The 25668-nt window shown below is 58.5% G+C and carries 23 protein-coding genes; 6 read left to right on the top strand and 17 right to left on the bottom strand.

Annotated features, from left to right (window positions below; translation table 11 throughout):
* Nucleotides 1–104: 104 nt before the first annotated feature.
* Complete coding sequence (locus tag GFS31_RS16970; protein ID WP_198805937.1) at nt 105–3458, bottom strand: DEAD/DEAH box helicase; 3354 nt, start codon at nt 3456–3458, stop codon at nt 105–107.
* 270 nt (nt 3459–3728) lie between these two features.
* Between GFS31_RS16970 and GFS31_RS16965 the strand changes: the two genes are divergently transcribed.
* Entirely contained in the window at nt 3729–4091 is a 363-nt protein-coding gene (locus tag GFS31_RS16965) for a cupin domain-containing protein (protein ID WP_198805936.1), read from the top strand.
* 194 nt (nt 4092–4285) lie between these two features.
* Here GFS31_RS16965 and gloB read toward each other — a convergent pair whose 3' ends face one another.
* The 5 genes from gloB to ntcA all read right to left on the bottom strand — a co-directional run bounded on the left by gloB (nt 4286) and on the right by ntcA (nt 7997).
* A complete protein-coding gene (gene gloB, locus GFS31_RS16960) occupies nt 4286–5059 on the bottom strand; it encodes a hydroxyacylglutathione hydrolase (RefSeq protein ID WP_198805935.1) in 774 nt (257 codons plus the stop codon).
* A gap of 73 nt (nt 5060–5132) precedes the next feature.
* The gene (gene holB, locus GFS31_RS16955) at nt 5133–6110 is read right to left on the bottom strand and encodes a DNA polymerase III subunit delta' (protein ID WP_198805934.1); all 978 of its coding nucleotides are present in this window, start codon (nt 6108–6110) and stop codon (nt 5133–5135) included.
* Nucleotides 6083–6766, bottom strand: coding sequence for a dTMP kinase (gene tmk / locus GFS31_RS16950; RefSeq protein WP_198805933.1), 684 nt, complete (start codon nt 6764–6766; stop codon nt 6083–6085). Before tmk ends, holB begins: the two co-directional genes overlap by 28 nt.
* 195 nt (nt 6767–6961) lie before the next feature.
* Nucleotides 6962–7216: a hypothetical protein gene (locus GFS31_RS16945; protein ID WP_198805932.1), complete on the bottom strand. Its 255-nt coding sequence runs from the start codon at nt 7214–7216 to the stop codon at nt 6962–6964.
* A 109-nt stretch (nt 7217–7325) separates the two neighbouring features.
* Nucleotides 7326–7997: a global nitrogen regulator NtcA gene (gene ntcA, locus GFS31_RS16940; protein WP_190500291.1), complete on the bottom strand. Its 672-nt coding sequence runs from the start codon at nt 7995–7997 to the stop codon at nt 7326–7328.
* 491 nt (nt 7998–8488) lie between these two features.
* On the opposite strand from ntcA, the gene thrC reads away from it, so the two are divergent.
* Nucleotides 8489–9808, top strand: a complete 1320-nt coding sequence (gene thrC, locus GFS31_RS16935) for a threonine synthase (RefSeq protein WP_198805931.1) — start codon at nt 8489–8491, stop codon at nt 9806–9808.
* 198 nt (nt 9809–10006) lie between these two features.
* Nucleotides 10007–10282: a MoaD/ThiS family protein gene (locus tag GFS31_RS16930; RefSeq protein WP_198805930.1), complete on the top strand. Its 276-nt coding sequence runs from the start codon at nt 10007–10009 to the stop codon at nt 10280–10282.
* 297 nt (nt 10283–10579) lie between these two features.
* On the opposite strand, the gene GFS31_RS16925 is transcribed toward GFS31_RS16930, so the two are convergent.
* The 8 genes from GFS31_RS16925 to GFS31_RS16890 form a co-directional block, all read right to left on the bottom strand.
* Nucleotides 10580–11440 carry a DUF1361 domain-containing protein gene (locus GFS31_RS16925; RefSeq protein ID WP_198805929.1) on the bottom strand — a complete coding sequence of 287 codons (861 nt, stop codon included), beginning with the start codon at nt 11438–11440 and terminating at the stop codon, nt 10580–10582.
* Between the two features lie 122 nt (nt 11441–11562).
* Nucleotides 11563–12342 carry a tryptophan-rich sensory protein gene (locus tag GFS31_RS16920; RefSeq protein ID WP_225907472.1) on the bottom strand — a complete coding sequence of 260 codons (780 nt, stop codon included), beginning with the start codon at nt 12340–12342 and terminating at the stop codon, nt 11563–11565.
* A gap of 97 nt (nt 12343–12439) precedes the next feature.
* Nucleotides 12440–13567 (bottom strand): glutamate 5-kinase, encoded by a 1128-nt coding sequence (proB, locus tag GFS31_RS16915; RefSeq protein WP_198805928.1) that lies wholly within the window; start codon nt 13565–13567, stop codon nt 12440–12442.
* Between the two features lie 417 nt (nt 13568–13984).
* Complete coding sequence (locus GFS31_RS16910; protein WP_198805927.1) at nt 13985–14524, bottom strand: YqeG family HAD IIIA-type phosphatase; 540 nt, start codon at nt 14522–14524, stop codon at nt 13985–13987.
* 98 nt (nt 14525–14622) lie between these two features.
* Nucleotides 14623–15684, bottom strand: coding sequence for an endolytic transglycosylase MltG (gene mltG / locus GFS31_RS16905; RefSeq protein ID WP_198805926.1), 1062 nt, complete (start codon nt 15682–15684; stop codon nt 14623–14625).
* A 79-nt stretch (nt 15685–15763) separates the two neighbouring features.
* Nucleotides 15764–16336, bottom strand: coding sequence for a DUF3727 domain-containing protein (locus tag GFS31_RS16900; protein ID WP_198805925.1), 573 nt, complete (start codon nt 16334–16336; stop codon nt 15764–15766).
* A gap of 71 nt (nt 16337–16407) precedes the next feature.
* The gene (gene ruvX, locus GFS31_RS16895) at nt 16408–16878 is read right to left on the bottom strand and encodes a Holliday junction resolvase RuvX (protein ID WP_225907471.1); all 471 of its coding nucleotides are present in this window, start codon (nt 16876–16878) and stop codon (nt 16408–16410) included.
* Nucleotides 16879–16892: 14 nt separating this feature from the next.
* Complete coding sequence (locus tag GFS31_RS16890) at nt 16893–18107, bottom strand: GNAT family N-acetyltransferase (RefSeq protein ID WP_198805924.1); 1215 nt, start codon at nt 18105–18107, stop codon at nt 16893–16895.
* A 331-nt stretch (nt 18108–18438) separates the two neighbouring features.
* Here GFS31_RS16890 and cruF point away from each other — a divergent pair, with 331 nt between their 5' ends.
* The 3 genes from cruF (at nt 18439) to GFS31_RS16875 (ending at nt 22048) form a co-directional block, all read left to right on the top strand.
* Nucleotides 18439–19377 (top strand): gamma-carotene 1'-hydroxylase CruF, encoded by a 939-nt coding sequence (gene cruF / locus GFS31_RS16885; protein WP_198805923.1) that lies wholly within the window; start codon nt 18439–18441, stop codon nt 19375–19377.
* 21 nt (nt 19378–19398) lie between these two features.
* The gene (gene cruG / locus GFS31_RS16880) at nt 19399–20613 is read left to right on the top strand and encodes a 2'-O-glycosyltransferase CruG (protein ID WP_263974860.1); all 1215 of its coding nucleotides are present in this window, start codon (nt 19399–19401) and stop codon (nt 20611–20613) included.
* An 85-nt stretch (nt 20614–20698) separates the two neighbouring features.
* Entirely contained in the window at nt 20699–22048 is a 1350-nt protein-coding gene (locus tag GFS31_RS16875) for an NAD(P)/FAD-dependent oxidoreductase (RefSeq protein WP_198805922.1), read from the top strand.
* A 45-nt stretch (nt 22049–22093) separates the two neighbouring features.
* On the opposite strand, the gene GFS31_RS16870 is transcribed toward GFS31_RS16875, so the two are convergent.
* The 3 genes from GFS31_RS16870 to sds all read right to left on the bottom strand — a co-directional run bounded on the left by GFS31_RS16870 (nt 22094) and on the right by sds (nt 24685).
* On the bottom strand, nt 22094–22561 hold the full coding sequence (locus GFS31_RS16870) for a CYTH domain-containing protein (protein WP_198805921.1): 468 nt from the start codon (nt 22559–22561) through the stop codon (nt 22094–22096).
* Nucleotides 22562–22702: 141 nt separating this feature from the next.
* Complete coding sequence (locus tag GFS31_RS16865; RefSeq protein ID WP_198805920.1) at nt 22703–23683, bottom strand: carbohydrate kinase family protein; 981 nt, start codon at nt 23681–23683, stop codon at nt 22703–22705.
* Nucleotides 23684–23713: 30 nt separating this feature from the next.
* Nucleotides 23714–24685: a solanesyl diphosphate synthase gene (gene sds, locus GFS31_RS16860; RefSeq protein WP_198805919.1), complete on the bottom strand. Its 972-nt coding sequence runs from the start codon at nt 24683–24685 to the stop codon at nt 23714–23716.
* Between the last annotated feature and the right edge of the window lie 983 nt (nt 24686–25668).

Genomic DNA, 25668 nt, shown 5'->3' with positions numbered 1-25668 from the left:
TAGATTTTCTATTAGCAAACTTAACGATTTACGACTTGACCCTTGAGATTCAGTTAGTTAACTAGCTAGAGTAACTCTCAATGCGTCGTAATCTATCGAGTAATCTAATCCCCCTCATCAATCACCGCACCGCGATCTAATAATAGCAACGTTCTCAGTTGGTCGGTGTCGAGTTCCGTCAGCCAGTTTTCGCCAGCGCTGACCACCTGCTCCGAGAGAGCTTTCTTGCTTTCGATCATCTCGTGGATGCGTTCCTCTAGGGTGCCGGAGCAGACGAACTTATGGACTTGCACATTGCGAGTTTGGCCAATGCGGAAGGCGCGGTCGGTGGCTTGGTTTTCTACGGCGGGGTTCCACCAGCGGTCGAAGTGGAAAACGTGGTTGGCGCGGGTGAGGTTGAGGCCCACCCCTCCGGCCTTGAGGGAGAGGATGAACAGGCGGGGGGCGGCGGGGTCATTTTGGAAGCGGTCTACCATGGCCGAGCGCTGGGTTTGGCTGGTGCTGCCGTAGAGGAACAGCGATTCGTGGCCCAGGTGGGAGTTGAAATGCTTTTGCAGCAGTTTGCCCCACTCGGCAAACTGGGTGAAAATCAGGGCGCGATCTCCGGCGGCGACGAGTTCTTCCACCATTTCATCCAGCCGTTGCAGCTTCACAGAGCGACCCTTCAGGCCCAGGCCGGATTCCTGCAAAAATAGGGCCGGGTGGTTGCAGATTTGTTTGAGCCGGGTTAGCAGAGCCAGGATTTGCCCCTTGCGCTGCACGCCGCTAGTGTCGTCGATACTGGCCAGGGCGGCATCGACGGTTTGTTGGTAGAGGTTGGCCTGTTCGGCGGAGAGGCCGCAGAAGACGGTCATTTCCTGCTTTTCGGGCAAGTCTTGGATGATGGTACGGTCGGTCTTCAGGCGGCGCAGAATGAAGGGCTGCACCAGGGATTTCAGGGTCTTGAGGGAGGCCACATCGCCGTAACGCTCGATGGGGGTGGCAAAGCGACGCTGGAAGAAGTTTTTTGGCCCCAAATAGCCCGGATTGAGGAAATCCATAATCGACCACAGCTCGGTCAGGCGGTTTTCCACCGGGGTTCCGGTCAGGGCAATGCGAAACTGGGCCTCGATCTGGCGGACGGCCTTGGACTGTTTGGCCTCGGCGTTTTTGATGTTCTGGGCCTCATCCAGCACCAGGCACTGCCAGTCCACCGCTTGCAGGGATTTGAGGTCGCGATGCATCAGGGCATAGCTGGTGATAACCAGGGACTTGGTGGTGGCAAGTTTGGCGAAGGTGCTGCCCTTGGGGCGTTTGTCGCCGTGGTAGACCAGGGTTTTGAGCTTGGGGGCAAAGCGCTGCACCTCCTTGGCCCAGTTGCCCAGCACCGAGGTGGGGCACACCAGCAGCACCGGAGACTCTAGCCAGTCGTTGGCTTGCAGGTGCAGCAAAAAGGCGATCAGTTGGATGGTTTTGCCCAAACCCATGTCGTCCGCAAGGCAGGCCCCCAGACCCCACTGTTCCAAAAAGGCCAGCCAGGAGACGCCACGGGCTTGGTAGGGACGCAGTTTGCCCTTGAATCCCGGCGGTTCCGCCATTTCCGCCAGGGTTTGGTTCCCGGTGGTCAGGGTGTCGATCAGTTGTTGTAGAGATCCCGATGCCTCGAAGCTGACGACGGGCAGCTTGTCGATCAGTTGCGTGTCCCCGGTGCTGATCCGCAGGGCATCCTCCACCGACAGGGGAGCCGCCGTTTTCTGGCCCTCCAAAAATCGCTGAGCCGCCTTCACATCCTGGGGCCGCAGTTCTACCCATTTGCCGTTAATTTCCACCAGGGGCGACCCTTGGCGAATGAGCTGCTGGAACTCCTTGGCGCTGAGGGTTTCCCCGGCCAGGGACAGTTCCCACTTGAAATTCAGCAGACTCTTGAGGCCCAAGCGCTGCCGCTGCTGGCTGGGGGGTACTTCCGCCTGGACTTTCAGCCCCAAACGGCTGCGGGTGTCATCCATCGAAGGGGCCAAACCGGGGGGAAAGGCCACCTCCACGCCGTTGTCCTGGAGTACCCAGGCCGAGGCTTTGATGAACTGGTACGCCTGGATCGGGTCGAGGGTGCAGTGGGTGGGATGGGGCTGGTGTAGGCTGTCGCGGATGGGGTCATAAAATCGGGCGGCGCGGCCTAGGCCAGCCAGCAGGGTTTCCTGGGGATCTTGCAGGATCGCCCCCTGGTGCCGCAGTTCCGCCACGGGATGCTGCCAGATGTATTCGGCGCTGGGTTGCCAGTCGGGCACCGCCACGGATTGCAGGTGGTAGCGCAGTTCCCAGGGATTTTCTAGGGTATCCGGAGGCTGCAACACCAGCCGCAGCCGAAACTGGTAGGCCGGATCCGCCGCCAGGGTTTGTAGGGGAGTTGTCCAGGTGGTGAGGGCTTCCTGGAGCCGCTTCGCCGCCACCGGGGGCGCTTCTAGGGTATTGCGGGCCTGCGTCAACGCCTGAAGCCAGGGCTGGAGGGGCAGTTCTTGACCCAGGTTGCTGAGGCTGAGGGGTTGCTCCTGGGCCGCTTGGCGCATCTGATGATCCACCTGGGCCGTTAGCAGGCTAACCAAAAGTTCCTGGGGTGCCGTCCATGGGGCCATGCAACTAAGGCTGGGTTCCGCCTTGCCCAGGGCCAAATAACTTCGGCACAACGCAGGTATGGTGTGGGAAAAATTCCGCAGGCGCTCCTGATCGGCAGCACTGTCAAACAACGGTCGCCAGCCCGCCGCTAGGGTTTGGCTAGTGAGTTCAATCGTCGGCAGTACCTTGCCCCGCGCCAGCAAACTCAGCCCCCAGCGGGCGATGTGCCCCCAAAAGCGGGTATCGGCCCCAAGAGTATCGGCCCCCAGTTCCACCCCCTGTCCCAAAGGCAGCGCCAAGAGCAGCGGCAAGGCATCGGAGGCCGACAGCCACCAGCCCTGAAGTTGCCACGGGTGCAGCACCTTCACCGCCGGAATCTCAGCCCCGTCACTAGGCCCATTATCAGGATCCTCTGCCCCTCCATAGGCGGAATGAATGGGGTGAATGGCGCTATATACAGCCGGATTGTCGAGGTCGTGATCGGTCTGGCTGTGGCTGCCCTGATTATCGGTATCGGTTTGGCTAGGAATATCTAAATGCGACGGCAAATGCAGGACGCACTGCCCCCAACTGGGTTCAGAACCCTTGCGCGTTGATTTGGCGGTGCGTTTTCCGCTGCTGGTCATGGCTTTGCGGCGGGTGCCCCCAGCGGTAAGGGCCGCAGGCAATAGCGTCCCTTCGCCTTTGCCAAGGATGGCCTGCTGGAGCCGGGTCAACAGCGCATTGAGTTCGGCTTGGTCGATGGCGTAGGGGTGGAGGTGTACCTGTTCCCAGGCGGCAAACCCCTCCTGGGGCAATGGCTTCCAGGCTTCCCCCCAAAGGAAAAACTGCTGTGCCTGCGGAAACCAACCAATGTGTAGTGTTGCCATTAACCTATTTTGCCGACTCGCTCAGACTAACCACGCCTACGAACACCAAGGTTCCTAAACGGCATGGGATGCCCCGCCTAACCCGTTTATCTTACCCCTTTGCTGCGGTGGATTAGGTGCCTCATCCGCCGCCAATCATCCTTTCAGCCTATCTTCCAGGCTGTCCTTCCAATCCGTCTGCCAGTGGCCCTGTCCATCCCCTCGCCCAACCCTGTCCCTATAATCCAGATCATCCCAGGCAACGAGCCCGTCCTTTAGGAACCCAGCCCTATGATTCCCAGCCAGACCATCCTTGCAGACTTGTTTAATATCGGCCAGCACCAAGACCAGCTACCCTGGCAACCCTTCCGGCCTGGGGTGGAAATTTACCCCCTCTGCCAAGGGCAAGATACCCCGGCCCAACTGGCCCTATTGCGCTATCAGCCAGGAGCTTCGGTGCCCCGCCATCGTCATCCAGGGTTTGAGCATATCCTCGTCCTGTGGGGGGCTCAGGAGGATGATCACGGGCGCTATTCGGCGGGAACGCTCACCATTAATCCCCCCGGTAGCCAGCATCAGGTGGCCAGCCCAGAGGGGTGCATTGTGCTGATTGGCTGGGAAAAGCCCGTGGAAATTAGCAGCATGGATGGCTAAATCAGTGAAGAGTTGATTTTCTTGCCACTGAAGTTTGTCATCCCTTAGCCAGAGTACTTTATGCCTAATTCGAGTTAGTACCCCCCGATTCCTAACCCCGCCAACGGTAGGGGTGAGGTCTCCTCGCCCGCTAATGATACCGGGGGCAAACGAGCCAGATTTAGTATTACACGCGAGCCAACATTCTATGGTGGCTAAAATAAATCTTTTTTGCCGCGCAAACGAGCAAAGGTTTGGGCAGCATCTTGGCCCTCCACGGCGGCTCGAATAGCCGGATCATCCCACCGCAAAAAGGGATTGGTTTGCTTTTCTAATCCCAGTTCTGAAGGTACGGTTTCCTGATCTTGTTGGCGAGAAATTTCTACCTGCCGCAAGCGCTGACTAAGTGCGGAATTGTGGGCGTCTACAGTGATGGCAAAGCGTAAATTATTGAGGGTGTATTCGTGGGCGCACCAGACCCGTGTGGTGTCGGGCAGTTGGCGTAATTTGGTGAGGGAATCGACCATTTGGGCGGGGGTGCCTTCAAACAAACGCCCGCAGCCCCCGGCAAATAGGGTATCTCCACAGAATAACTCGCCCCAATCTTCACCCCGATTTGGAGGGAAGTAGTAGGCGATATGGGCACGGGTGTGGCCAGGGACAAAGATAACCTCTCCGGTGCGATCTCCCAAGGAAACCCGATCCCCTTCCTGCAAAAAGACCGTTTGCCCTGGGATTCGGCCCCGATCCTCAGCACCGCCATAGACTTTGGCCTCTGGAAAACGGCTGAGTAACCGCTGATTTCCACCCACATGATCGCTGTGATGGTGGGTGTTGAAAATGGCGATGAGATTTGCGCCATGCTGATCCAACCAGTGCAAAACGGGAGCCGCATCCCCTGGATCGACCACCGCCGATTGACGGGTGTTGGGATCGTGGAGCACAAAAATGTAGTTGTCCCGAAAGGCTCGCAGCCGATAAATATTCATCCCTAATTCCCCAAAGCCTCTCTATGTTTATAACGGTTTTTCATCGGGAGTTGTTGTGAGCTTAAAAGGCAGGCTAGTGGCCTAGATTGGCGAGTTCCATAAACATGACTTCCCACACCAGGCGGGGCTGCACGAAACGGCGCAGGTAGCCCTTGGCCTTTTCCAAGTGGGGCAACCACTGGGCGCTTTCTACGGGATAGGTTTGCCAATACCAGTTCAGCAGATAATCCAGCAGCCACAGTTGAGACTCGGTATCCAGGGTTTTGGCCACTTGACGGCCCTGGTCGAGGGCGGCACGGAGACTGCGGGGGGGCTGGTGCAGAGCTTGCAGGAGTTCGGTGGGGATGGCTTGTAATTGCTCATAGGCGGCAATGGCCTGTCCGGGACTGCCCTGGGCCATGGCCAGCACCTGGGGCTGGTTGAGAACTTCGGTTTGGCCCACCCGTTGCAGCACCGTGGTCAAGTCGTCCCCGTTTAACCGCTGAAAGGGAATGGTTTGGCAGCGAGACACCAGGGTGGGCAGCAGGGCTTGGGGGCCAGGGGCCAGCAGGATAATCGTGGCCTGTCCCGGTTCTTCCAGGGTTTTCAGCAGCCCGTTGGCAGCACCTTCGGCCATGGTTTCGGCGGATTCCAGCACCACCACACAGCGGGGCGATTCCAGCGGCGGACGGCTGAGGAATTGGGCAATTTGCCGCACCTGCTCTAGGCGAATTTGGGGCGCACTTTTGCGGGTAATGCCCTGTTCGGCGGCGGCAGAGGCGGAGACCAGGTTGCCCTGGTGCAGATAGGTGGGCTCCACCCAAAGCAGGTCGGGGTGGTTGCGCTGGGCAATGCGGCGGCGTTGGTTGGGGGTGGGATCTGGGCCTGTCAGTAGGTTGGAATCGGGGGCAAACAGCACTTCGGCAAAGCGTTCCGCTGCTAGCCGCCGCCCCACGCCATTTGGCCCCGCAAACAGGTAGGCCGGAGCCACCCGCCGCTGATCCACCGCCCTCGCCAGCAGAGCAATGGCCGTTTCTTGACCGACTAAATCGCCAAAAAGGGCTTGTACCATTCCGCCAAATAGTCCTGAACCACGGTATGAATCGCCGCCGCCACCGCATCGGCAGACTGTGCCCCGTCAATGGTAGCCCGTTGGTCTGGAAATTGCTGGGCCAGGGTTTCAAACCCCTGCTGCACCCGTTGATGGAAGGCCAATTCCGCCTGCTCCATGCGATCCTGCGCCCCCCGCCGCTGCGCCCTGGCGAGTCCCTGCTCCACATCGAGCTTCAGCCAAATCGTCAAATCTGGCACCAATCCCGCCGTCGCTACCTGATTGAGTTCCTGAATCAGCCCCAAATCTAACCCCCGACCATAGCCCTGGTAGGCCACGGTGGAATCGGTGAAGCGATCACACAACACCCAACTTCCGGCCTCCAGCGTGGGCAGAATCATTTCTTCGATATGCTGCGCCCGGTCGGCGGCGTAGAGCAACAGTTCCGCCCGTGGAGCAATGGCCACCTCCCCATAATCTTCCAACAAGAGCCGCCGCAGCCCTATCCCTAGGTCTGTGCCACCGGGTTCGCGGGTCGTCAGTAATTCGGGGATAATCCCCTGGTTTTGTAGCGCTTGAAAAGCCGCACTCTGCGCCAAACTTTCCCGCAACTGCTGAAGCTGGGTAGACTTGCCGCAGCCCTCCACCCCCTCAAATACAATTAGCTTTCCCCGCATAACTTACCCCGCACAGTTCCCCCCTCACACAAAGCCCGTAGGTTAGGGGCCACAACGCACAACCCAACACCCACAAGCCCAGCCATAACGGCAGGATTAACGGTGGGCAATGCCCACCCTACGGTAATAGGAGGATGGAATCAAGTTTGGTAGAGTGCATTCGCGGAGCAATGCACCACTGAGGAACTAGCACCATCAAGGGTCATAGGTGCCCTGATAGGTGCTGAAAAGGCGATACCCCGGCAAAACAACTGCAACACCAGCTTTGCTGTGAATAATGCCGGGATCGTCTTTTTCTGGCAAGCTGCCGCCCAGACGCAGCTTAATTGGCCCCAGCCACAGATAAAACCCAGGAATTAGGCAGTCAAGGCTGTAAGCGATGGCCTTTAGCGCGAGATCGGGGCTATCGGAACGCCGGGAGGGCTGCGACTTAGAATTATTAGTCAACATAGCACTGGCCTAACGGCTAAACGCTCACTATCAGTCTAAGCGCAGTCAGCCCTGACCCAAAACAGCCAAGGTTCATTTACTGATACTGATCTTTGAATAGACGACCGACCTAGGTAAACTGCTGGCTGAGATTCACAGGGTCGTGGACGGTGATTTTCTTTTTGTAGATGGAAATCATCCCTTCCTGGCGTAGATCCCCCAGCAGGCGGGTGACGGTGACGCGGGTGGAGCCGATGGCTTCGGCGATGGCCTGGTGAGAGAGTTTGAGGTCGATGGTGATGCCGTCTTGGCTGGGCACGCCAAAGTCGCGGCAGAGAATCAGCAAAAAGCTGACCAGGCGAGATCCCATATCCCGATGGGCCAGGGTTTCGATCATCATTTCCGTTTGCAGGATGCGGGAGGACAGCCCTCGCAGCATCACCATGGCCAGTTCGGGGTTTTCCTCTAGGGCTTGCTCCACCTGTTCGATGGGCACCGATAGCAGCTCAACCGGGGTGAAGGCGACGGAATGGTAGAAGCGGTCGGAGCGGTTTCCGGTAATCAGGGAGAGGACGCCGAATACGCTGTTTTCCCGCAGCAGGGCCACGGTAATTTCTTCACCCGCTTCGTAGACCCGCGATAGCTTGACGGCTCCTTTCAGCAGAAAGTATACCCGCTCCGCCGGATCTCCAGGGAAGAAAATCGTTTTGCCGCGCTCGTAAGACTCTACGACTGGAGGGAAAGCCCCGCCCGAAAGCTGGCGAAAGACATTGGCAAGCGGTTTATCTTGGGTCACTACCATAACGTTTTGCTAAGGCCATCACGGAAACTTCAGCTATTCCTGGGATCCCAGGACTCTTCAAATCCTTGTCCACCTAGAAATCGAGGGATGCTGCGACGTCAATGGATGGACAGCCCTTCTAGCATGGGGCACAGAGTAATGCAAGCGTTCCATGACTTTAGAACACTTAACCTTAACTACCTGGGACGCGTTTGTATAGTGGATTACTTTTTGGCCCTCGCCAGCTATTTTTTGCAGCCAAAGCCACAAAATTTTCAACTTTTTTTTGCGCCTCAAGGCAGAATATCCTCTGAAAAACACCCGGTCAACCTATCTCAACCAGCCTTAACACAAGGGTTTCAGGGATATCCGACTTTTTTGGTCGGGTATAGTTGGTAACGATTTGGTGGTCGTGCTACAGTTCGCTCAACGAAACGCAATGAAGGTCTGAGTAACCCATTCCCCAGGCGTTTCCATCGTTTAAGTTGTTGCAGTTACAGGTTTCTATTCCCATGACGCAGTCCCTCGAACGCCTTGTCACCCAGTCCGCCAAGACCCACGCCCCCACCTTCACCGGGCTGAAGTGTCGCGAGTGCGGCGAAATGTATGAAGCCACCGCTAAGCACGTTTGCGAAGATGTGTGCTTTGGCCCCCTGGAAGTCGCCTACGACTACGACGCCATTCGTCAGCGGGTGTCTCGCAGCAGCATTCAGGCTGGCCCTCTGTCGATCTGGCGCTACAAAGAGTTTCTGCCTGTCAGCACCGATGATGTGATCGACGTGGGCACCGGGATGACCCCCCTGGTGCGGGCCAACCGTCTGGCGCGTCGCCTGGGCCTGAAAGAGCTTTACATTAAAAACGACGCCGTCAACATGCCCACCCTCAGCTTCAAGGATCGGGTGGTCTCTGTGGCATTGACCCGTGCCCGCGAACTGGGCTTTACCACAGTCTCCTGCGCCAGCACCGGAAACCTGGCCAACTCCACCGCCGCCATCGCCGCCCACGCGGGTCTCGACTGCTGCGTGTTCATCCCCTCCGACCTGGAAGCGGGCAAAGTCCTGGGTACCCTGATCTACGGCCCCACGGTGATGGCCGTCCACGGTAACTACGACCAAGTCAACCGCCTCTGCTCCGAGGTGGCCAACTCCTACGGCTGGGGCTTCGTCAATATCAACCTGCGCCCCTACTATTCCGAAGGCTCCAAGACCCTCGGCTTTGAGGTGGCGGAACAACTGGGCTGGCGCTTGCCCGACCATGTGGTGGCTCCCCTGGCCTCTGGCTCCCTGTTCACCAAAATCTACAAGGGCTTCCAAGAGTTCACCAAGGTCGGCTTGGTAGAAGGCAAGGATGTCCGCTTCAGCGGTGCCCAGGCCGAAGGTTGCTCCCCCATCGCCCAAGCCTTCCGGGACGGTCGCGACTTCGTTTCTCCGGTGAAGCCCAGCACCATCGCTAAATCCATCGCCATCGGCAACCCCGCTGACGGCATCTACGCCCTCGACATTGCCCGCAAAACCAACGGGAACATCGAATCTGTGACCGATGCGGAAATCGTAGAAGGGATGAAGTTGCTGGCGGAAACCGAAGGCATCTTCACCGAAACCGCTGGCGGCACCACCATCGCCGTGCTGAAGAAGCTGGCCGAAGCTGGCAAAATCAATCCCGACGAGTGCACCGTGGCCTACATCACCGGAAACGGCCTCAAGACCCAGGAAGCCGTTCAGGGCTACATTGGCGAACCCCTCACCATCGAACCCAAGCTCGACAGCTTCGAGCGGGCACTGGAGCGGGCTCGCACCCTGGATCGCCTGGAGTGGCAGCAAGTGCTGGTCTAAGCCCTCGGAAGCCCACCCTACGGGAAGCAAGCTACACCCTAAATCCCTCTCCCGTGGGGAGAGGGACTTTGAAATCGCCCCCCTTCTTTCAGTTTGGGAGAAGGGGACAGGGGATGAGGGCTAAGCCTGTACCAGTGGGATGCTTCCCCTACAGGTTCATTTTTGTTGATTCAAGTTTGCTCAATTTAGTTTAGTGACATGGCCATTAAAGTTCTGATTCCCACCCCGCTGCAAAAGTTCACCAACAATGAAGCCACCATCGAATGTACAGGCGGCAACATTGTGGAACTGATGGATGCTCTAGACAGCACCTATCCCGGCATCAAAGCCCGCCTCTGCGACGATTCCGGTGAGCTGCGCCGCTTTGTAAATTTCTACGTCAACAGCGAAGATATTCGGTTCTTGGACGGCAAAGAAACTGTCCTGAACGATGGTGACGAAGTCAGCATTGTCCCCGCTGTGGCTGGGGGCTAAACAAGCTTGTTGTAGGTGTCTCCTATGACGGGATAGCCGATCAACGGCTAAGCAACTTAAACGATTATTCGCCAGGGGGAAACTCCTGGCTTTTTTGTGCCAGGGCAGTTTTGGGCCTGATTGACTGACAAAAGATTCTGCGGCGGGCGCGAAAACTGCGCCCCTACAGTCCTGGGTTCATGTAGGGGTCAGGTCTCCTGACCCTTTGACAGATGTGGGTTTTAGCCAGTTTGGTCAGTCAATCAGGTTTTGGGCTAGGACAGTTTGGGCTAGGACGGTTGCCCTTGATCCAAAATCCTAGTCGAGGGCATCCATGCCTTGACGGGCGTAGTGGATGCGTAGTTTGAGGCCGAGGGTGATTTGCTTCATTAGCCAGTAGAGCACGGTCAAAACCCCAAAGGTGACGATCACGACGGCCAGCGGTCGCCGGGAGGTGAGGATATTCAGGGTGTCGGTGAGCACGTCGAGGGGATCCGTCACTAAGTCCCAGCTATTGAAGCGGATGAATCGGCCCAGGTAAATGCCAACGGCGCAGAGGGCGTGGATGGTTAGCTCCATGGGCAAAATGAAGGCCCTGGCTCCTTGCTGTTTCAGGTAGTAGGCCACGTTGAGGATAGAAATCACGTAGGCTTCAAACCCTAGGGCAATGGCTGTGATGTGGATAGGCACAAAGACGAGGGCAATCACCCAGGCGGGAATAGTGTCGCTGCGGGTGCCGCGAATCAGGTGAATGATGTCGGTGAGGACGTAGGGGGCATTGGGCAAAAAGGCCATGAAGACCACAAATCCCAGCCACCACAGCCAAGGACGGCGCGTCTTCCTAGGGCTCAGCCCCCACTGCCACAGCCCGATCACCACCGCCAGCACCAGCACTAGCCAACTCAGCCGCAGCAGGGCACTGACGTCTCCGGTGAGGGCATCTACAAGGGTGCGGCCCCAGTCCATCAAGACCCCGGGTCTTCTGGCCCAAAGCCCAATGACGCCGATGGATACCACTCCGCCGAGGGCCACCTGAAGCCAGCGGCGGGGAATGGTACGGGGGCGAAACAACCAAAAACTGAGCAGCAGCGGCACAAAGGCCAAAAACAAGTTCCACAAAATCCAGCCGCTATAGACGTTGTCGAAGGCGGTGGCAATGGCGGCGAGTCGTGATCCCATTGGGTTTCTCCCAGGCGCGTATTCCTATGGGTAATGGATGATGGAGAGGAAGTCGTGAGTTATGTGTGAAAATTGCGTGGGTTTTCCATGGATAACCCATCCGGCAACCATAACCCCAGCCCCTAGGCGTTGCCCAGACGGGCGGAGCGCAAACTCCAGAGACTGCCCAGCCCCAATAGCACCATTCCTCCCAGGGCGGCGATCCACAGGGCGGCCTGATCTGAGTGACGTTGGGCGATGGCCCCTAGTGCCCACACAAAGACGAGGGCGAAGGTGACATCCCGCCGCTGCCAGAGAACGACCGCCCCCAGAAGGATCGCCACGACCATCATCACCACCGTCCACGCCACGGGGGAGATGCCCCAGCCCCCCCACCCAGCGGCATAGAGGCTGGCGGCAATGTTGACGATGGTGGCCACGGCAATCCAGCCCAGGTAGAGGCTAAAGGGAATGTGGGCCATCCAACGGCGCTGGCGGGAGGCGCGGGAGCGACCAATATCAAGGGTGCGGTAGATCTGAATCAGCGAGGCCAAAATCACCAGCATGGCCAGGATGGACGCCGCAAACCATTGGAAGGTGAAGAGAAAAATCCAAATCACCTGGGCTACACAGGCCAGAATGAGCCCTTGGTTGACCCGCTGAATCTGGGGATCGGTGCGCCGTTCTGGATGAAACTGATACACCGCATAGGCCAGCAATCCCAGGTAAATCACGCCCCAAATAATGAAGGCGTAGTTAGCCGGGGTAATCAGCACTCCGGCGAGGACGGTGTTGGAAATTTCCCCCACGTTTTGCCCCCCTGGTGGGTACAGGTTGGAGAGGGTATTCACGGCCAAGGTGGCCACAATGGCGACGATGGTGGCAATGGCTAACCCAAAGCCAGATTTTGGAGCGGATGGCATGGCGTTCATAGGGGGCGTGTGAGAGGGGCAAAGCTGGGGAGAGCAGCCAAATTAAGCTAATTTCAGCGAATCTAGGTGAATCTAGGCGCAGATTGTCCTAGGGCTTGAGGACAACCAGGTTATCTCGGTGGATGACGGTATCGGCCCCAACATAGCCCAAAATGGCGGGAATGTCGTCGGAATGTCGGCCCATGATCCGCTTGAGGTCTTGATCACTGTAGTTGACAATGCCCCGCGCAATTTCTTCGCCATCGGGGGCGCAGAGCTGCACCGCCTCCTGGGGTTGAAACTCTCCAGACACTTCGATAATGCCTGCTGCCAGCAGCGACTTGCCCCGCTTTAGGATGGCCTTAGCGGCACCCTCATCCACCCGCAGCCGTCCGGCGGGGGGCAAACTGGCGGCAATCCATCGCTTGCGGCCCCGGCTGGGCTTGGGCTGAGGGATAATCTGGGTGCCCACAGCCTCGCCCTGCAACACCCGCAGCAGATTTCCCGGCTGTTTGCCGTTGGTAATCACCGTCCGCACCCCGGCGGTGGTGGCAATTTGGGCGGCTTCCAGCTTCGTCACCATGCCGCCCGTGCCCCAGGTGGTGCCTTGGCCCCCTGCTGCTCCCTTCAGGGCCTTCAGGGTATCGAGGTCTTCAATCAGGGGAATGGGTTGGGCATCGGGGTTAGAGCGGGGATCGGCGGAATAGATCCGATCCACATCGGTGAGAATAAACAGCCAATCAGCCCCAATCAGGCTGGCCACCAGGGCGGAAAGGGTGTCATTGTCGCCAAACTTCAGTTCCTCCACCGCCACGGTGTCGTTTTCGTTGACGATGGGGATCACCCCCAGAGCCAGCAGTTGGCGAAAGGTGCGGTAGCTGTTGACGTAGCGAGAACGCTGGGCCAAGTCGCTGCGGGTGAGCAACACCTGGGCAATGGGCTGGTTCAGGGCCGAAAACAGGTCGTCGTAGATCCGCATCAGCCGCCCTTGGCCCACCGCCGCCACCGCTTGCTTCATGGCCAGGGTCTTGGGCCGCTCGGCCATATCCAACCGCCGACAGCCAATTCCCACCGCCCCCGATGAGACCAGCACCACCTGATGACCCTGGTTTCGCAGCAGACAGAGAGTTTCCACCAAATTCGCTAGGGTAGACAGGGCAAACTGCCCCAGCCCCGGCCCCGCCAAGCTGGATGTCCCAATTTTGACGACCAAGGTTTGTGCCGCACTCACCGCCATAGATTCCTTTTGCGCATCTCCCTTTCGATACTACGCCTTTAACTCGTCTGTCTTGCGGCCAGGGCCGATGGAGATGGCAGCCAGTCCAGCGATTTAAATTAAAATTTGGGTGCCAATCGCTACGCAACCGACACCCAAAAAGAGTTTATTAAAGAAAATATTGAACCGAAAGGTCTTTATTTGGTGTGACCTTTATTTATCTTTCTCAATTATCACGGCACATTGGGGCGGGGCAGGAATCCGTAATCTTTTCTTTATGTTTCCCAACCTAACGTTTCCCCCGGCATCGTTAGGGTTCTTGGGATTCCGTTGCAAAACGACATACTTGATCCCCCCAGGGGCTACGGTACAGCCCTGGGGAATCGCCGGAATCACTACCCTGCATCCCTTTCAAGACGACCCGGTTGGCCCCTCAGGTTAGGGCTGAGACGGCGGCGGTGGGGCGCTGAGGGAAATGCCCATGGCTCGCAGCAGCGCCACTTCGAGGGTACGCAGCAGCGAAAACCGGGGCTGATCCTGATCGAGATTGGGCATCGGATCGACCAGAATGGTAAACAGCCCCAGACGATTGCCTGCTAATACATCGGTGAGCAGCCTGTCGCCCACCATGGCCACCTGTTCCGGGGGCAGATCCATGGCCTCCAGGGCTTGTTTCAGCTTGCGGCGGGAGGGCTTTCCGGCACTGGTGAGGTAGGGAACTTCTAGGGCGTTGGCGATGCGTTTAATGCGGCTGCCGTTGACGTTGTTGCTAACGAGCCAAACCTTCCCCACCGCTTTGATGCCCGTCATCCAGGCGATCAAGTCAGGGTCGCTTTCTACCTGGCGCAGGGGCACCAGGGTATCGTCCACATCCAAAATCACCCCTTTAAGGTTGTGGCGATGTAGGAGGTCGGGGGATAGATCAAAGACACTCCCCCCCAGCACTAAATTAGGCTGCACCAGGCTAGACCACACCATCGCCAAAACCTCTTCCCTAAGCTACTGAGGGGGCATGATGGCCCCTGTGCGATCCCCTGTAGACTGGCCCAACTGCCATCGGTTCTGCCTCCCTGCGCCTAGTTGTTGAAGGTGGCACGAATCGCTCTGGTTGCGGCTTCGTGCTCCGCCAGCGTCCGGCTGAAGACGTGGGTGCCGTCGTAGCGAGCGACAAAAAAGAGATAGTCCGTGGCCTCTGGGTTAAGAACAGCCTCCAGACTGGCTACGCCCGGACTGGCGATGGGGGTGGGCGGCAAGCCAGGGTTGATGTAGGTATTGTAGGGGGAGGGCGTACCCACCTGCGCCCAGGTGAGGGGCTGTTCGGGGGTTTGGGTAATGCCCAAACCATATTCCACGGTGGGGTCGGCCCCTAGGGGGATATTTTGCTCTAGGCGGTTGGTAAACACCCCGGCAATGGTGCCGCGCTCTTCCTCGACGACGGATTCCTTTTCGACGATGCTGCTGAGCGTCACCCAATCTAGTAGAGATAGGCTGATGGCGTTGGGGTCGTAGAGGGGCAGGGCCGTGGTTTCAAACTGCTTGAGCATAATGTCTCGCACCTGGGTAGCCGTGATGCCCTCGGCGGGCAGTCGATAGGTGCTGGGGAACAAGAAGCCTTCGAGGTGAGGCAGCCCATCGGGCAACCAGGGGAACCGATCCCGGGGAATTTCCTCGGTAACAGCCATAAACTCGGCAGCGGGGAAGAAGCCTTCCTGCTCAAAGTAGGCGGCCATTTGGCGCAGATTCCAGCCTTCGGGGATGGTGAAGGAGGTCTGCACCACCTGCCCCGTCCAAATGGCTTCGGCAATGTTGGTCATGGAACTGGTGGGAGCCAGGGCATAGGTGCCCGCCTGAAATCCCCCGTCAGTCTGGCGGGCCTGCCAGCGAGACCACAACCGCCACGCCAGGGCCGACCGAATCAACCCCGCCGCCTCTAGGTCTTGGCCAATTTGCTGCCCCGGTGTGCCGGGGGGAATTTGAATTTGGATGGTTTGGTCGGCGCTCTGCTCGGTGGCGTCTGCGACCACGGGGCTCGTGGCCCAACTCCACCAGGCCCAGCCCTGCCAAGCCGCGACCCCTGCGGCCACGGGAACCACCAGGCCCAGAAATCCCCACCTTGCCCACTTAGAACCTTTCGTCATTGCCTTGGGACTACGTTGCTATACGTCATCAACGCCATAGGTCATCAACAACCGAAGCCATCACTGACCCGGAAATGAGTTACTCCTCATCATCCAAGTCAAACAGCTTTTCCTCTAGGCTACCGCGAATGGCCTGAAATTCCTCGGGGGTAACGATAGCCAACGTGCCCTCAGCGGTGCGATAGGCAAAAATCAGCAGGGGTTCCATAGGGGTGCAGAGGACGTATTCCTGCTCGTTGTGGAAACAGTTCGCCAGAACTTGAAACTCCTCCGTCATCGGTTCTCCGGCTTCGTCCACGTCATCGAGATCTAGGATGAGGCAGCTTTCTTCATCGGCCTCCGGTAGCTCGCCAGCGGCGGTGAGCGTGATGGCGGTGCGCTGAAGGGTCAGATTATGCTCCGCGAGGACGGCCTTGGCGGTGGGAAAGACGAGATCAATATCCTCGTCCTCAATGTCCATCAGCACGCCATCATCATCGTCGTCTTCCTCCTGCCACACAAAGATTTCAATGGGAGAATCAATGGGCAACAGCAGTAAATACTCGCGACCGTTGAGGTCAAAGCGCTGCTCTACCTGGCAAGGTAAAAAGCGGCCTACATCATCCGTAAGGACAACGGCTGAATCGTCAAAGGCTTGGGTATCATCCGCCATGGAGGCTACTCTACATAGTTTGGATGGACAAATTGCGAAAAATGGAGCTAGGGCGTTCAAAAACGGTCTTATCAGAATATCCCATCCTGTTCCGTCCTTGGCCGTTCATCCAGCCAGCGCTGCAAAATTAGGGCCGCCGCCTTGCGATCCACCAAACCTTTATCCGCCTGGACGGATCCTCCCTGGTTCCGAATCAGCTCCTCGGCCTCCAGGGAGGTAAACCGCTCATCAATGTAGACCACGGGCAGGTTCAGGGCCTTAGAAAGCCCTGTAGCCATGCGCCGCACCTGTTTGGCCTGAGCCCCTTCCTCCCCCGCCACGGTGAGGGGAAGACCGATGACCAACACCTCGGCTTGGCGTTCCTGCACCAGTTCCGCCAACTCCGCTACAACCTGATTAAAGGACTGACGATAGATGGTGGTTAGCCCCGATGCCATCAGCCCCAGGCGGTCGCACCCCGCCACACCGATGCGTTTGCGGCCAATATCCAGACCAAGGGCGGCAATGCCTGGGTTAGCGTGCAGAGTTGAAGACCGATTCAAGGCAATATGTCTCCCTAGCCTTCGGCACCCTCGGTGGGTTGGGGTCGGGGGGTGGGAGGGTCGGCAGCGTCGGGGGACAGCTTAGGCGGTAGTTCGGTGGCCCAGGTCATGCGTCCGGGGATGGGCTTGCTGGCGGGTTGCAACCCCGTGAAGACATCGGACAGTTGCAGTCCCTCCAGGGAAATGGGCTTGCTCTCCCGCACCTTGTGCCACACGGAACGAGACATCAATAGCGTGTGAGAGTCTGGCACGGCCTCCATTTGGGTGAGGCATTCCTCTCGCTCGGGCTGGTAGTCCCGCGAGGTGAGGTGGAGGGGCTGGGCCGGGAAGGGTTGCAGAATCTTCGCCATCTGGATCATCAGCTCTGGGTAGAGCCAGGTGTAGGCCGGATGCACCGTCAGGTCAGCGGTGTGGGGCTGGCGACCATCGCGGCAAATGGTGAGCTGAAATTGACCAATGGCGGCTTTGCGCTGCTGCTCAAACACGTAGGCGCTGACGGTTTCGAGGTTGTTTACCAGTCGATCCATAGTGGCATTGACGGTGCCCACCACGCCGCTTTTAAAGTCTTGAATTTGGTGGTCAAACACCTGGCGCACCAGGGGCGGCATGGAAGCCGTATTCAACTGATAAAGCAACTGGGCATCGGCGTTACTGACGGGCAGCAGGTTGGGTAAATCCGGCTCCCGCTGGGCCAGGGTGGCGATGGCCTCCGAGGGCAGCGACCAGTAGGTGGTCTGAGCCAAGGGCTGAAACCCGTTGAAGCGATAGAGGGAGAGCGCCGTCTTGTGGTTAACGTTCACCTCTAACATCCAGGTGCGGGCCTCCCACACGGCCTCAAAGCAGTGGCGCAACAGCCGCGACCCCACATCCATGTAGCCCGTAATCATTAATTTGGCAGCTACGGCCCGATTCACGACCACTCGTTCTACCTGCCAGGTGCTGCGGGTGCGGTTGAAGGGCATGACCTGGATGAACCCCACCAAACACCCCTGCCGCTCGGCCACAAAGGTTAGCGAGGCCGGGGATACCGGGCTGGGCATCCAGCTCAGCAGCTTGAGGGGGGCATACCAGCGGCGCTGATGATCCAGCCAAGACATCACCGACGACGATGAAAGGTTATCGTCTCCGGCATCCAGATCTTCGGGGTGCCACTGCATGAGATCGTCGAGATCTCGATACTGCAAGGGCCGCACCGTAAGCATTGGGCCTGTTGTCATCATGCGGGCCATAGCCAAGACCGTAGGAGACCAGTTTACCCGCCTATCTTAGCCGTTTTTCTAGATTTCCACAGCCATGAGCGCAAAGGCAGGAAAGGCATTTTGCCCAGCGCTGGGGTTTGCCCAAGGGTGATCCAGGAAATTGCTCTAGACTGAGTTCGTGGCCGCAACCGTTTACAAAACTTATAATTTAAGGCACGATTTCATCATTAGACCCAACGTCATCGTCGGTTACAGGTTTTGGCCCCAAACTTATCGTTGACCGCTAGAAATGGTCGGTCACACCGAGTTCGTTGCCCCAACAGCTCCATTCCCATCCTGCAAGCGGTATCTGAGATTCACCATGAGACGCCTTTTGACGATTGAACGCTATTGCCTATACGGACATTTGGTGGCCATGGCCTTTGGGCTGGCCGGATTACTCTGGGTGGTGCCGCACCCTGGAATTCTCGACTACCTCCCCGCCGGACACACCATGTTCCGCTGGAGCATGGCCGGGGGTGGCGTCGGCTACATTCTGCTGGGCACCTTGGCGATGGCGTTCTACGGCTATCGCACCCTGGGCCTGAAGGCGGTGCTAGCCTTTGCCGCAGCGGCCATTGGCGTCTCCCTCTCCAGCGAATTGCTGGGCACCAGCACGGGCTTTCCCTTCGGCCACTACAGCTACCTGAACGGTTTGGGCTACAAAATTGCGGGCCTGGTGCCGTTTACCATTCCCCTTTCCTGGTTTTACCTGGGGCTGTCCTCCTACCTGCTGGCCCGCAGCGGCTTGAAGGCCACGGGGTCTCAATCGGCCCAAGCGGAATCCAGCTACGGCTGGCTGCGTACCCTGGGGGCCATCTGTCTGGGCTCTGTGCTGCTCACCTCCTGGGATTTTGTACTCGACCCAGCCATGAGCCAAACCGACCTGCCCTTCTGGTATTGGCATGAGCCTGGTGCGTTCTTTGGGATGCCTTACCAAAACTTTGCGGGCTGGTTTGGTACTGGGGTTGTCTTTATGTCCGTGGGCTTGGGTCTGTGGCGCGTCCTGGGTGTGGGCACCGAACCCCCCAAATCCGTGACGATGCCCCTGATTGTCTACATCGGCAACTTTGCCTTTGCCACGGTGATGAGCTTGGGTGCAGGCTTCTATGTGCCTATTGCGATGGGGCTGATCACGGGACTGATTCCTGCCATTCTCTGCTGGCGTACTGCCAACCAGGGCACCATTGATGCCGACAGCGATGGGGCCTCGACTATCGCTCCCGCCGTTGCACCCCCGGCCAATGCGGCCCTCAAGTAAATCTGCCAGGAGTTTGGTCTATTGTCTTCGTTGCTGTCGTCCTTTCCCTGGCTGAGCGGACTGGTTCTGCTAATCCTCGTTCTTCAACTGCCGATGGTGGCGGTGCTGCTGTCGCGGCTAATCACTGGTCCCCTACGTCGTCCGCCCTTGGCCCCCCACTCCGCCACGCTGAAGGAGTTGGGGACAGTCTCCGTGGTGGTGCCCACCCTCAACGAAGCCCAGCGCATTGTCCCCTGTATGGAAGGGCTCACTCGCCAGGGCTACGAGCTGCGGGAGGTGCTGGTGGTGGACAGCCGCTCCACCGATGGCACCCCCGACGTGGTGGCCACCTACCAGCGACAGGATCCTCGGATTCGGGTACTCACCGACGATCCACTGCCGCCGGGATGGGTGGGGCGGCCCTGGGCCTTGGACTACGGCTTTCGCCAAACCTCCCCCGCCAGCACCTGGGTCTTGGGCATTGACGCCGACACCCAGCCCCAGCCCGGACTCATCGCCGCCCTAGTACAAACCATGGAGCGGGAGGGCTACGATCTGGTGTCCCTCGCGCCCCGATTCATCCTCAAAACCCCTGGGGAACTGTGGCTCCAGCCCGCCCTGCTGATGACCCTGATCTACCGCTTTGGCCCCGCTGGCAATCGCGGTGCCCAGCCCCAGCGGGTGATGGCCAACGGGCAATGCTTCATGGTGCGGCGGTCGCTGCTGGAGTCTCTGGACGGCTACACCTCTGCCCGGTCGTCCTTTTGTGATGACGTCACCCTCGCCCGCAATGCGGCGCTTCAGGGGGCCAAGGTGGGCTTCTGGGATGGCAGTCGCCTGCTGAAGGTGCGGATGTACGAAGGCATTGCCGAAACCTGGAAAGAATGGGGCCGATCCCTCGATCTCAAAGACGCCGCCACCCCAGAACAAACCTGGTGGGATGTGGCCTTTTTGGCCTTGGTGCAAGGTCTCCCGTGGCTGCTGACGCCGCTGCTGTTGGGCCTCCAATTTCTGAACCTAGGGGAATGGTCGCTGGCGTTGCAACTGCTGCTGGTGATGAATGGCGTTTTGCTATTGATGCGGGTGGGGATGCAGGCCGCTGTTCTGTCCGCCTATGATCTCAGCCAAGCTCAGGGCCAATGGGCGTTTTGGCTCTCGCCCTTAGCGGATTTGGCGGCGGTGTATCGCATTGCTAAATCGGCATGGCAACGCCCAACCCAGTGGCGCGGACGACAATATCCTGCCCCTGGATCGTGATGGCGCGGTGCTTCATCGCATCGGTCTACAGAGCGCGATACCCTGGGGTGGACGTGATTGTGCTGATTCCCCACCGAGACCTTCCATGACGCCCATGCCCACTGAAGACATCCCCCTCCAAGCTTCAACCTCAGCGACCGAGATGGCCCCAGAGGAGACCTTTGATGTGGTCATTGTGGGGGCTGGCCCAGCGGGGGGGCAATGCGGTCGGGTGTTGGCCCAGCAAGGCTACCGGGTGTTGCTGATCGAGCGGTTTCGAGACTTTTATCGCAACAATTTTTCGAGCGGCGGCACCCCCCTAGAAACCCTGCGCCGCTTTGATTTGCCCGAAACGGTAGTGGGTAGCTGGTGGCGGCAGCTCGAAATCGTCACCTCTCAAAAGCATGGCCGCTGGACATCCACGCAGACCCAGGGGGCGGTGCTAGATTTCGCCCGATTGCGGCAGTTTTTAGCCGATGAGGTGACGCGCCTGGGGGGAACGGTCTGGATGGGATGTCGCTACGTCAGCCATCACGAGACCGACGGCGGCGTGGTGATCACCCTCAAAGACAACCTGGGGCAGCGGCAGCGGGTGGTGCAGGCTCAGGTTTTGGTGGATGCCACCGGGCCTGCGCGGGCGGTGATGGAACCGGGCCAACTGGGCAAAAAAGACGCTAATCTGCTGACGGGTACGGGAATTGAGTACCTGATCCGCGTGGATGATGACACCTATCAACGCTGCGCCGAATCGCTGGTCTTCCTATTGGGCCATCGCTGGATTCCGAGGGGCTATTCCTGGGTGTTTCCCATGGGCGACGGCCAGCTCAAGGTAGGGGCGGGGGTGGTGAACCGGGCACATCAGGTGGTTGCTACGGTAGAGCCCCTAAAGTATTACGTCGAGCTGTTGATTCGGGACTACCTCCAGCCCAGCCACTACGAAGTGCTGGATGTGCACGGGGAAACCCTGCGCTATCGGTTGGGGCTGCGCGACCGCTATGCCGACGGTCGGGTGATTGCCATCGGCGATACGGTCTCCACCGTAAACTTCCTGGGAGGGGAGGGCATTCGCCATGCCATGGTCAGCGCTGAGATTGCCCAGAGGTTTATTGTTGAGCGGTTGAAAGGCACTCGGACAGATTTCTCTGGCTATCGAGACGCCATGCACCGCCAGTTTTTGGCCCCTTGGACGATTTCAGAACGTTTGGCCCTGAAAAAATATCTCGCCGACAGTGATCGCCTGGTGGATAAGGTGGTCACTTACCTCGCCCCCTTCTCCCTGGAAGAAGTGGTGGCCATCTTGTTTGACTATCGATTTGAAAAAATCTCGAAGGGACTGGGGGCTTATCTTCGGCGGCGCGTTCGATCTGTCCTCCGGTGGCCTTACCGCTGGGTACGGCGCTGGTTCTCTCGCCCGTCATCGCCAACGCCCGCCCCCGGCAACCCCCCAGAAGGATGACGCCACTGACGATGGGTGACGCCCAGGATGAACACCCCTCCGCGATTAGCTCCATGCCGTGAAGGGATGGAGCGCCAGGTTAGAGTTGCTGTAGCGCAGATCGTAGGTCACTTCTTCCCCCACCCAATCAGGCAAGTTGACGGGCTGATTGGGCGTCGTCAGCTCAACTTCCGCCAGAATCAGCCCTGCGTTTGCGCCAAAAAATTCGTCCACCTCCCACACCACATCGTCGATGGGAATCCGGTAGCGAATTTTCTCAATCAGGGGCGGCTGACAGAGCGTAGACAGCAGGGTCTCCGCGTCCTCTAGGGGAATGGCGTACTCAAACTCTGGACGCACCAGCCCCACCGCTGGCCCCTTTAGGGTGAGGTAGCCCTGGTCTCCTGCCACCCGCACCCGCACCGTCCGGGCATCCTGGGTGGGAATATATCCCTGGCACAGCCGCTGACCTGGGTCTTCACTGCGCCAGCGATCATTCGTGACCAGAAACTTGCGCTCAATCTCCTGCCCCATGAGGTTCTCCCACCGTGTTCCTCTCCATTATGGGACGTCGATGATAGAACGCTGACAAGAGCCCCGTCCCGACGGCCACGGAGCAGGCTCCCCCTAGGACGCATGGCCCCTGGGATACCTGGCCCCTGGGATACCTGGCCCCTAGGACATCAACTGATTGTGTAAATACAAAAACGCCTCCACGGCCCTCGCGTCGGGCTGGGCGGTCATGGCTCCGGGCTGCGTGGCGGTGAGGGCTCCGGCGGCACTGGCATACTGCACCGCACTCTGCAAGGAATCCTCGTGCGCCAAGAGGTCTAAGCCCTGGCGATCCAACTGGTGCAGAAACCCGGCCAGGAAGCTATCCCCGGCCCCGGTGCTGTCTTCGCAATCGACGACAAAGGCAGGCACGTGTCCCTGGAAGTCAGCGGTCGCGTAATCGCAACCCTTATCCCCATCGGTCAGCAGCACTAGGCAAGCCGATAGTTTCTCCCGAATGGCGGCGGCGGCGCTGGTGTCAAAAAGCGCGATGGCTTCCTCACGATTGAGTTTAAGAACGTCTATCTGGGCCAAAAAGTCTTGAATGATGGGAATCGCCTGCTCTGGTTGAGGCCAAAACCTAGGCCGCCAGTTGAGGTCAACCACCGTCGTTAGCCCGTGCTGGTGTGCCCATTCCCTAGCGGATCGCATACTTCGGCCTAGGGCATCATAGGCCAGCCCCAGCGTGCCCATCACCAAGTATTGAGCAGATTCAAACTGGGTCAACTCAATCTGATCCGCCTCCAGGTGAGCATCGGCAAAGCGGCTGGGGTCGGGCAGGCTAAAGCCCACAAAGGTGCGCTCTCCCTGGGCGTCGCGGTTGACCAACACCACCCGCGTGGGATGGGCTGCTGTCCATTGCAGGGCGGTGATATCGACTCCGGCGGCTTTGAGGGCTAAATCAAGCTGTTGCCCCTGGGGGTCTTTGCCCAGGCAGGCGATCAGGGCCGTGGGCGTGCCCAACTTCGCCAACGCCGTGGCCACATTAGCCGGAGCCCCGCCGGGGTAATCCGTCCAAAAGGAAGATGACGTCTCCTGATTCTCACGCCGATCAAAAATGCGGTCGATCAGCGCCTCGCCCAAACAAATTACCCGTGGGGCCATGGCGAATGGTGGTCGAAAATACCCTAGGGCTTAGAATACTCGCCGCAGCACGTAGTCGGCAATATCCTGGAGGGCTTGCTTGGAGGCGGAGGGGGGCAACGAAGCCAAACATTCCACCGCTAGGCGCGACTGTTCGGCGGCTAAATCCCGCGACTTTTGAATGCCGTTGCTGCGGTGAATCAACTCAATGGCCTGGTCAAAATCCGACGCTTCCGAAAACTCTCGCTCAATCAGGGTGGCCAGAAAGGGCTGTTCGGCCATGGCGTAGAGGACGGGGGCCGTCAGGTTGCCGCTGCGGAGGTCGGAACAGGCGGGCTTGCCCAACACCTCATCGGAACTGGTGAAGTCCAGGATGTCATCCACAATTTGGAAGGCCAACCCCAGGTAGCGCCCGTAGGCATAGAGCTGGTTGATGGTCACTTCGGAAATATCGCTCAGCACCCCCGTAGCCTTGGCGCTGTTGGCCAGTAGGGAAGCCGTTTTGAAGTAGCTTTTTTCCAGATAGGCATCGATGGAAAGGCTAGTATCAAAGCGGTTCAGCCCCTGCTGAATCTCCCCTTCAGCCAGATCCATAATCACCTGGGACAGCAGCTTCACCACCCGCAGATTGTCCAAGTTGGCCAAGTACCAAGAGGACTGGGCAAATAGAAAATCTCCGGCGAGGACGGCGATGCGGTTGCCAAACCGACTGTGAACCGTGGGCACCCCCCGGCGCACGCTGGCCTCATCCACCACGTCGTCGTGCACCAAACTGGCGGTGTGGATCATCTCGGTGATCTCCGCCAGCCGTCGGTGCTTGGGCGAGATGTCCTGATCGGGCATGGTGGCCCTAGCCAGCAGCAGCACAATGGCCGGACGAATGCGCTTGCCCCCGGCCCCAAAGAGATGCTCAGCGGCGGCGGACAGAATGGGATGCCGTGCCCCCACTAACCCCTTGAGGTTTTGGGTGAGGAGGTCAAGATCGGTCTCAACCGGCGCGAAAAGGGAGGTTACTGAAGTCATGGACAGCCAGGGAGGCAGTTATGGTTACGTTTTTTAACATAGTCTACCGTTATTTTAAGCTAACCCCTGGAGATGTGGCAGAATCGCCCCACGGTTTTAGACCCGATCCACCTGTCCCAGCCTAGGATAAATTTCCTCGAAAATCAGATAAATCGACCTAAAAACGGACTTCAATGGGGCTTCCAAAGGGCACAAAGATGCGGGCTCTCCAGCGGGGGAAATGGCCGATCAATACCTGCAATGAAATTCTTCAATGCCGCTCCCAGTCAGGGAATGGCGTGTTAGGATACAGCTAAGACTTTTCTCAGGTAAGCGGCCAAGGTCTCTTATTTTTCACTTTTCCGTTGCCTCTGGTTTGGCATAGAGCCACGGCTGGGAATCATTTAGTAAGGTTCTCTGTGGTGTTTAAGCTGCGGTGTCTAAGTGCTCGTCGGTCTCGGCCGTCTTGCAGCAGTGCAGACTGTCCTTAGATTCGCCAGGGTTGTGCAAAGTGAATCAACGCCGCTGCCACCCATAGGAGTAGGTTGCTCAAGGTCGCCTTGGTTCTGGTGTTTATCGCCGGAATGCTGGGGCTGAATCCCTGCGCCTATGGGCCTTATTGCTATCGTCGTTCGCTGGTTTTTGGCCCCAAAGACCGGAAGGTTTTGGGCTCTAAAAAATCCGGCAGGGCGGTGAAGTGACCCTCACCCACCTTCCCCTATATCTTTGCCTAGGGACGTTTTTGGGATTGAGGATTGAACGGCTTCCTTTGCGTCCCCTTCGCTCCTACCCGTTGTGACTGTCATGGCCCTCGATACCCCTACCCTGATTATTCCCGTCCTGGCTGTGGCCTACTTGGTGCTGGTCTATGGAGCACTGCTGTGGTGGTCTAGGCGCTTTACGGCACGGTAAGCCCCCTAACTTTGGCCCATTCCTCGTACCGCCCACGTCTGACCTGCTCTCAGGACAAGGGAGCAGGTAGCTCTAGTATTGAGGCAGAGCTA

The organism is Leptolyngbya sp. BL0902 (assembly GCF_016403105.1).
Classification (GTDB): domain Bacteria; phylum Cyanobacteriota; class Cyanobacteriia; order Phormidesmidales; family Phormidesmidaceae; genus Nodosilinea.
This window is presented reverse-complemented; position numbering and strand designations above follow the sequence as displayed.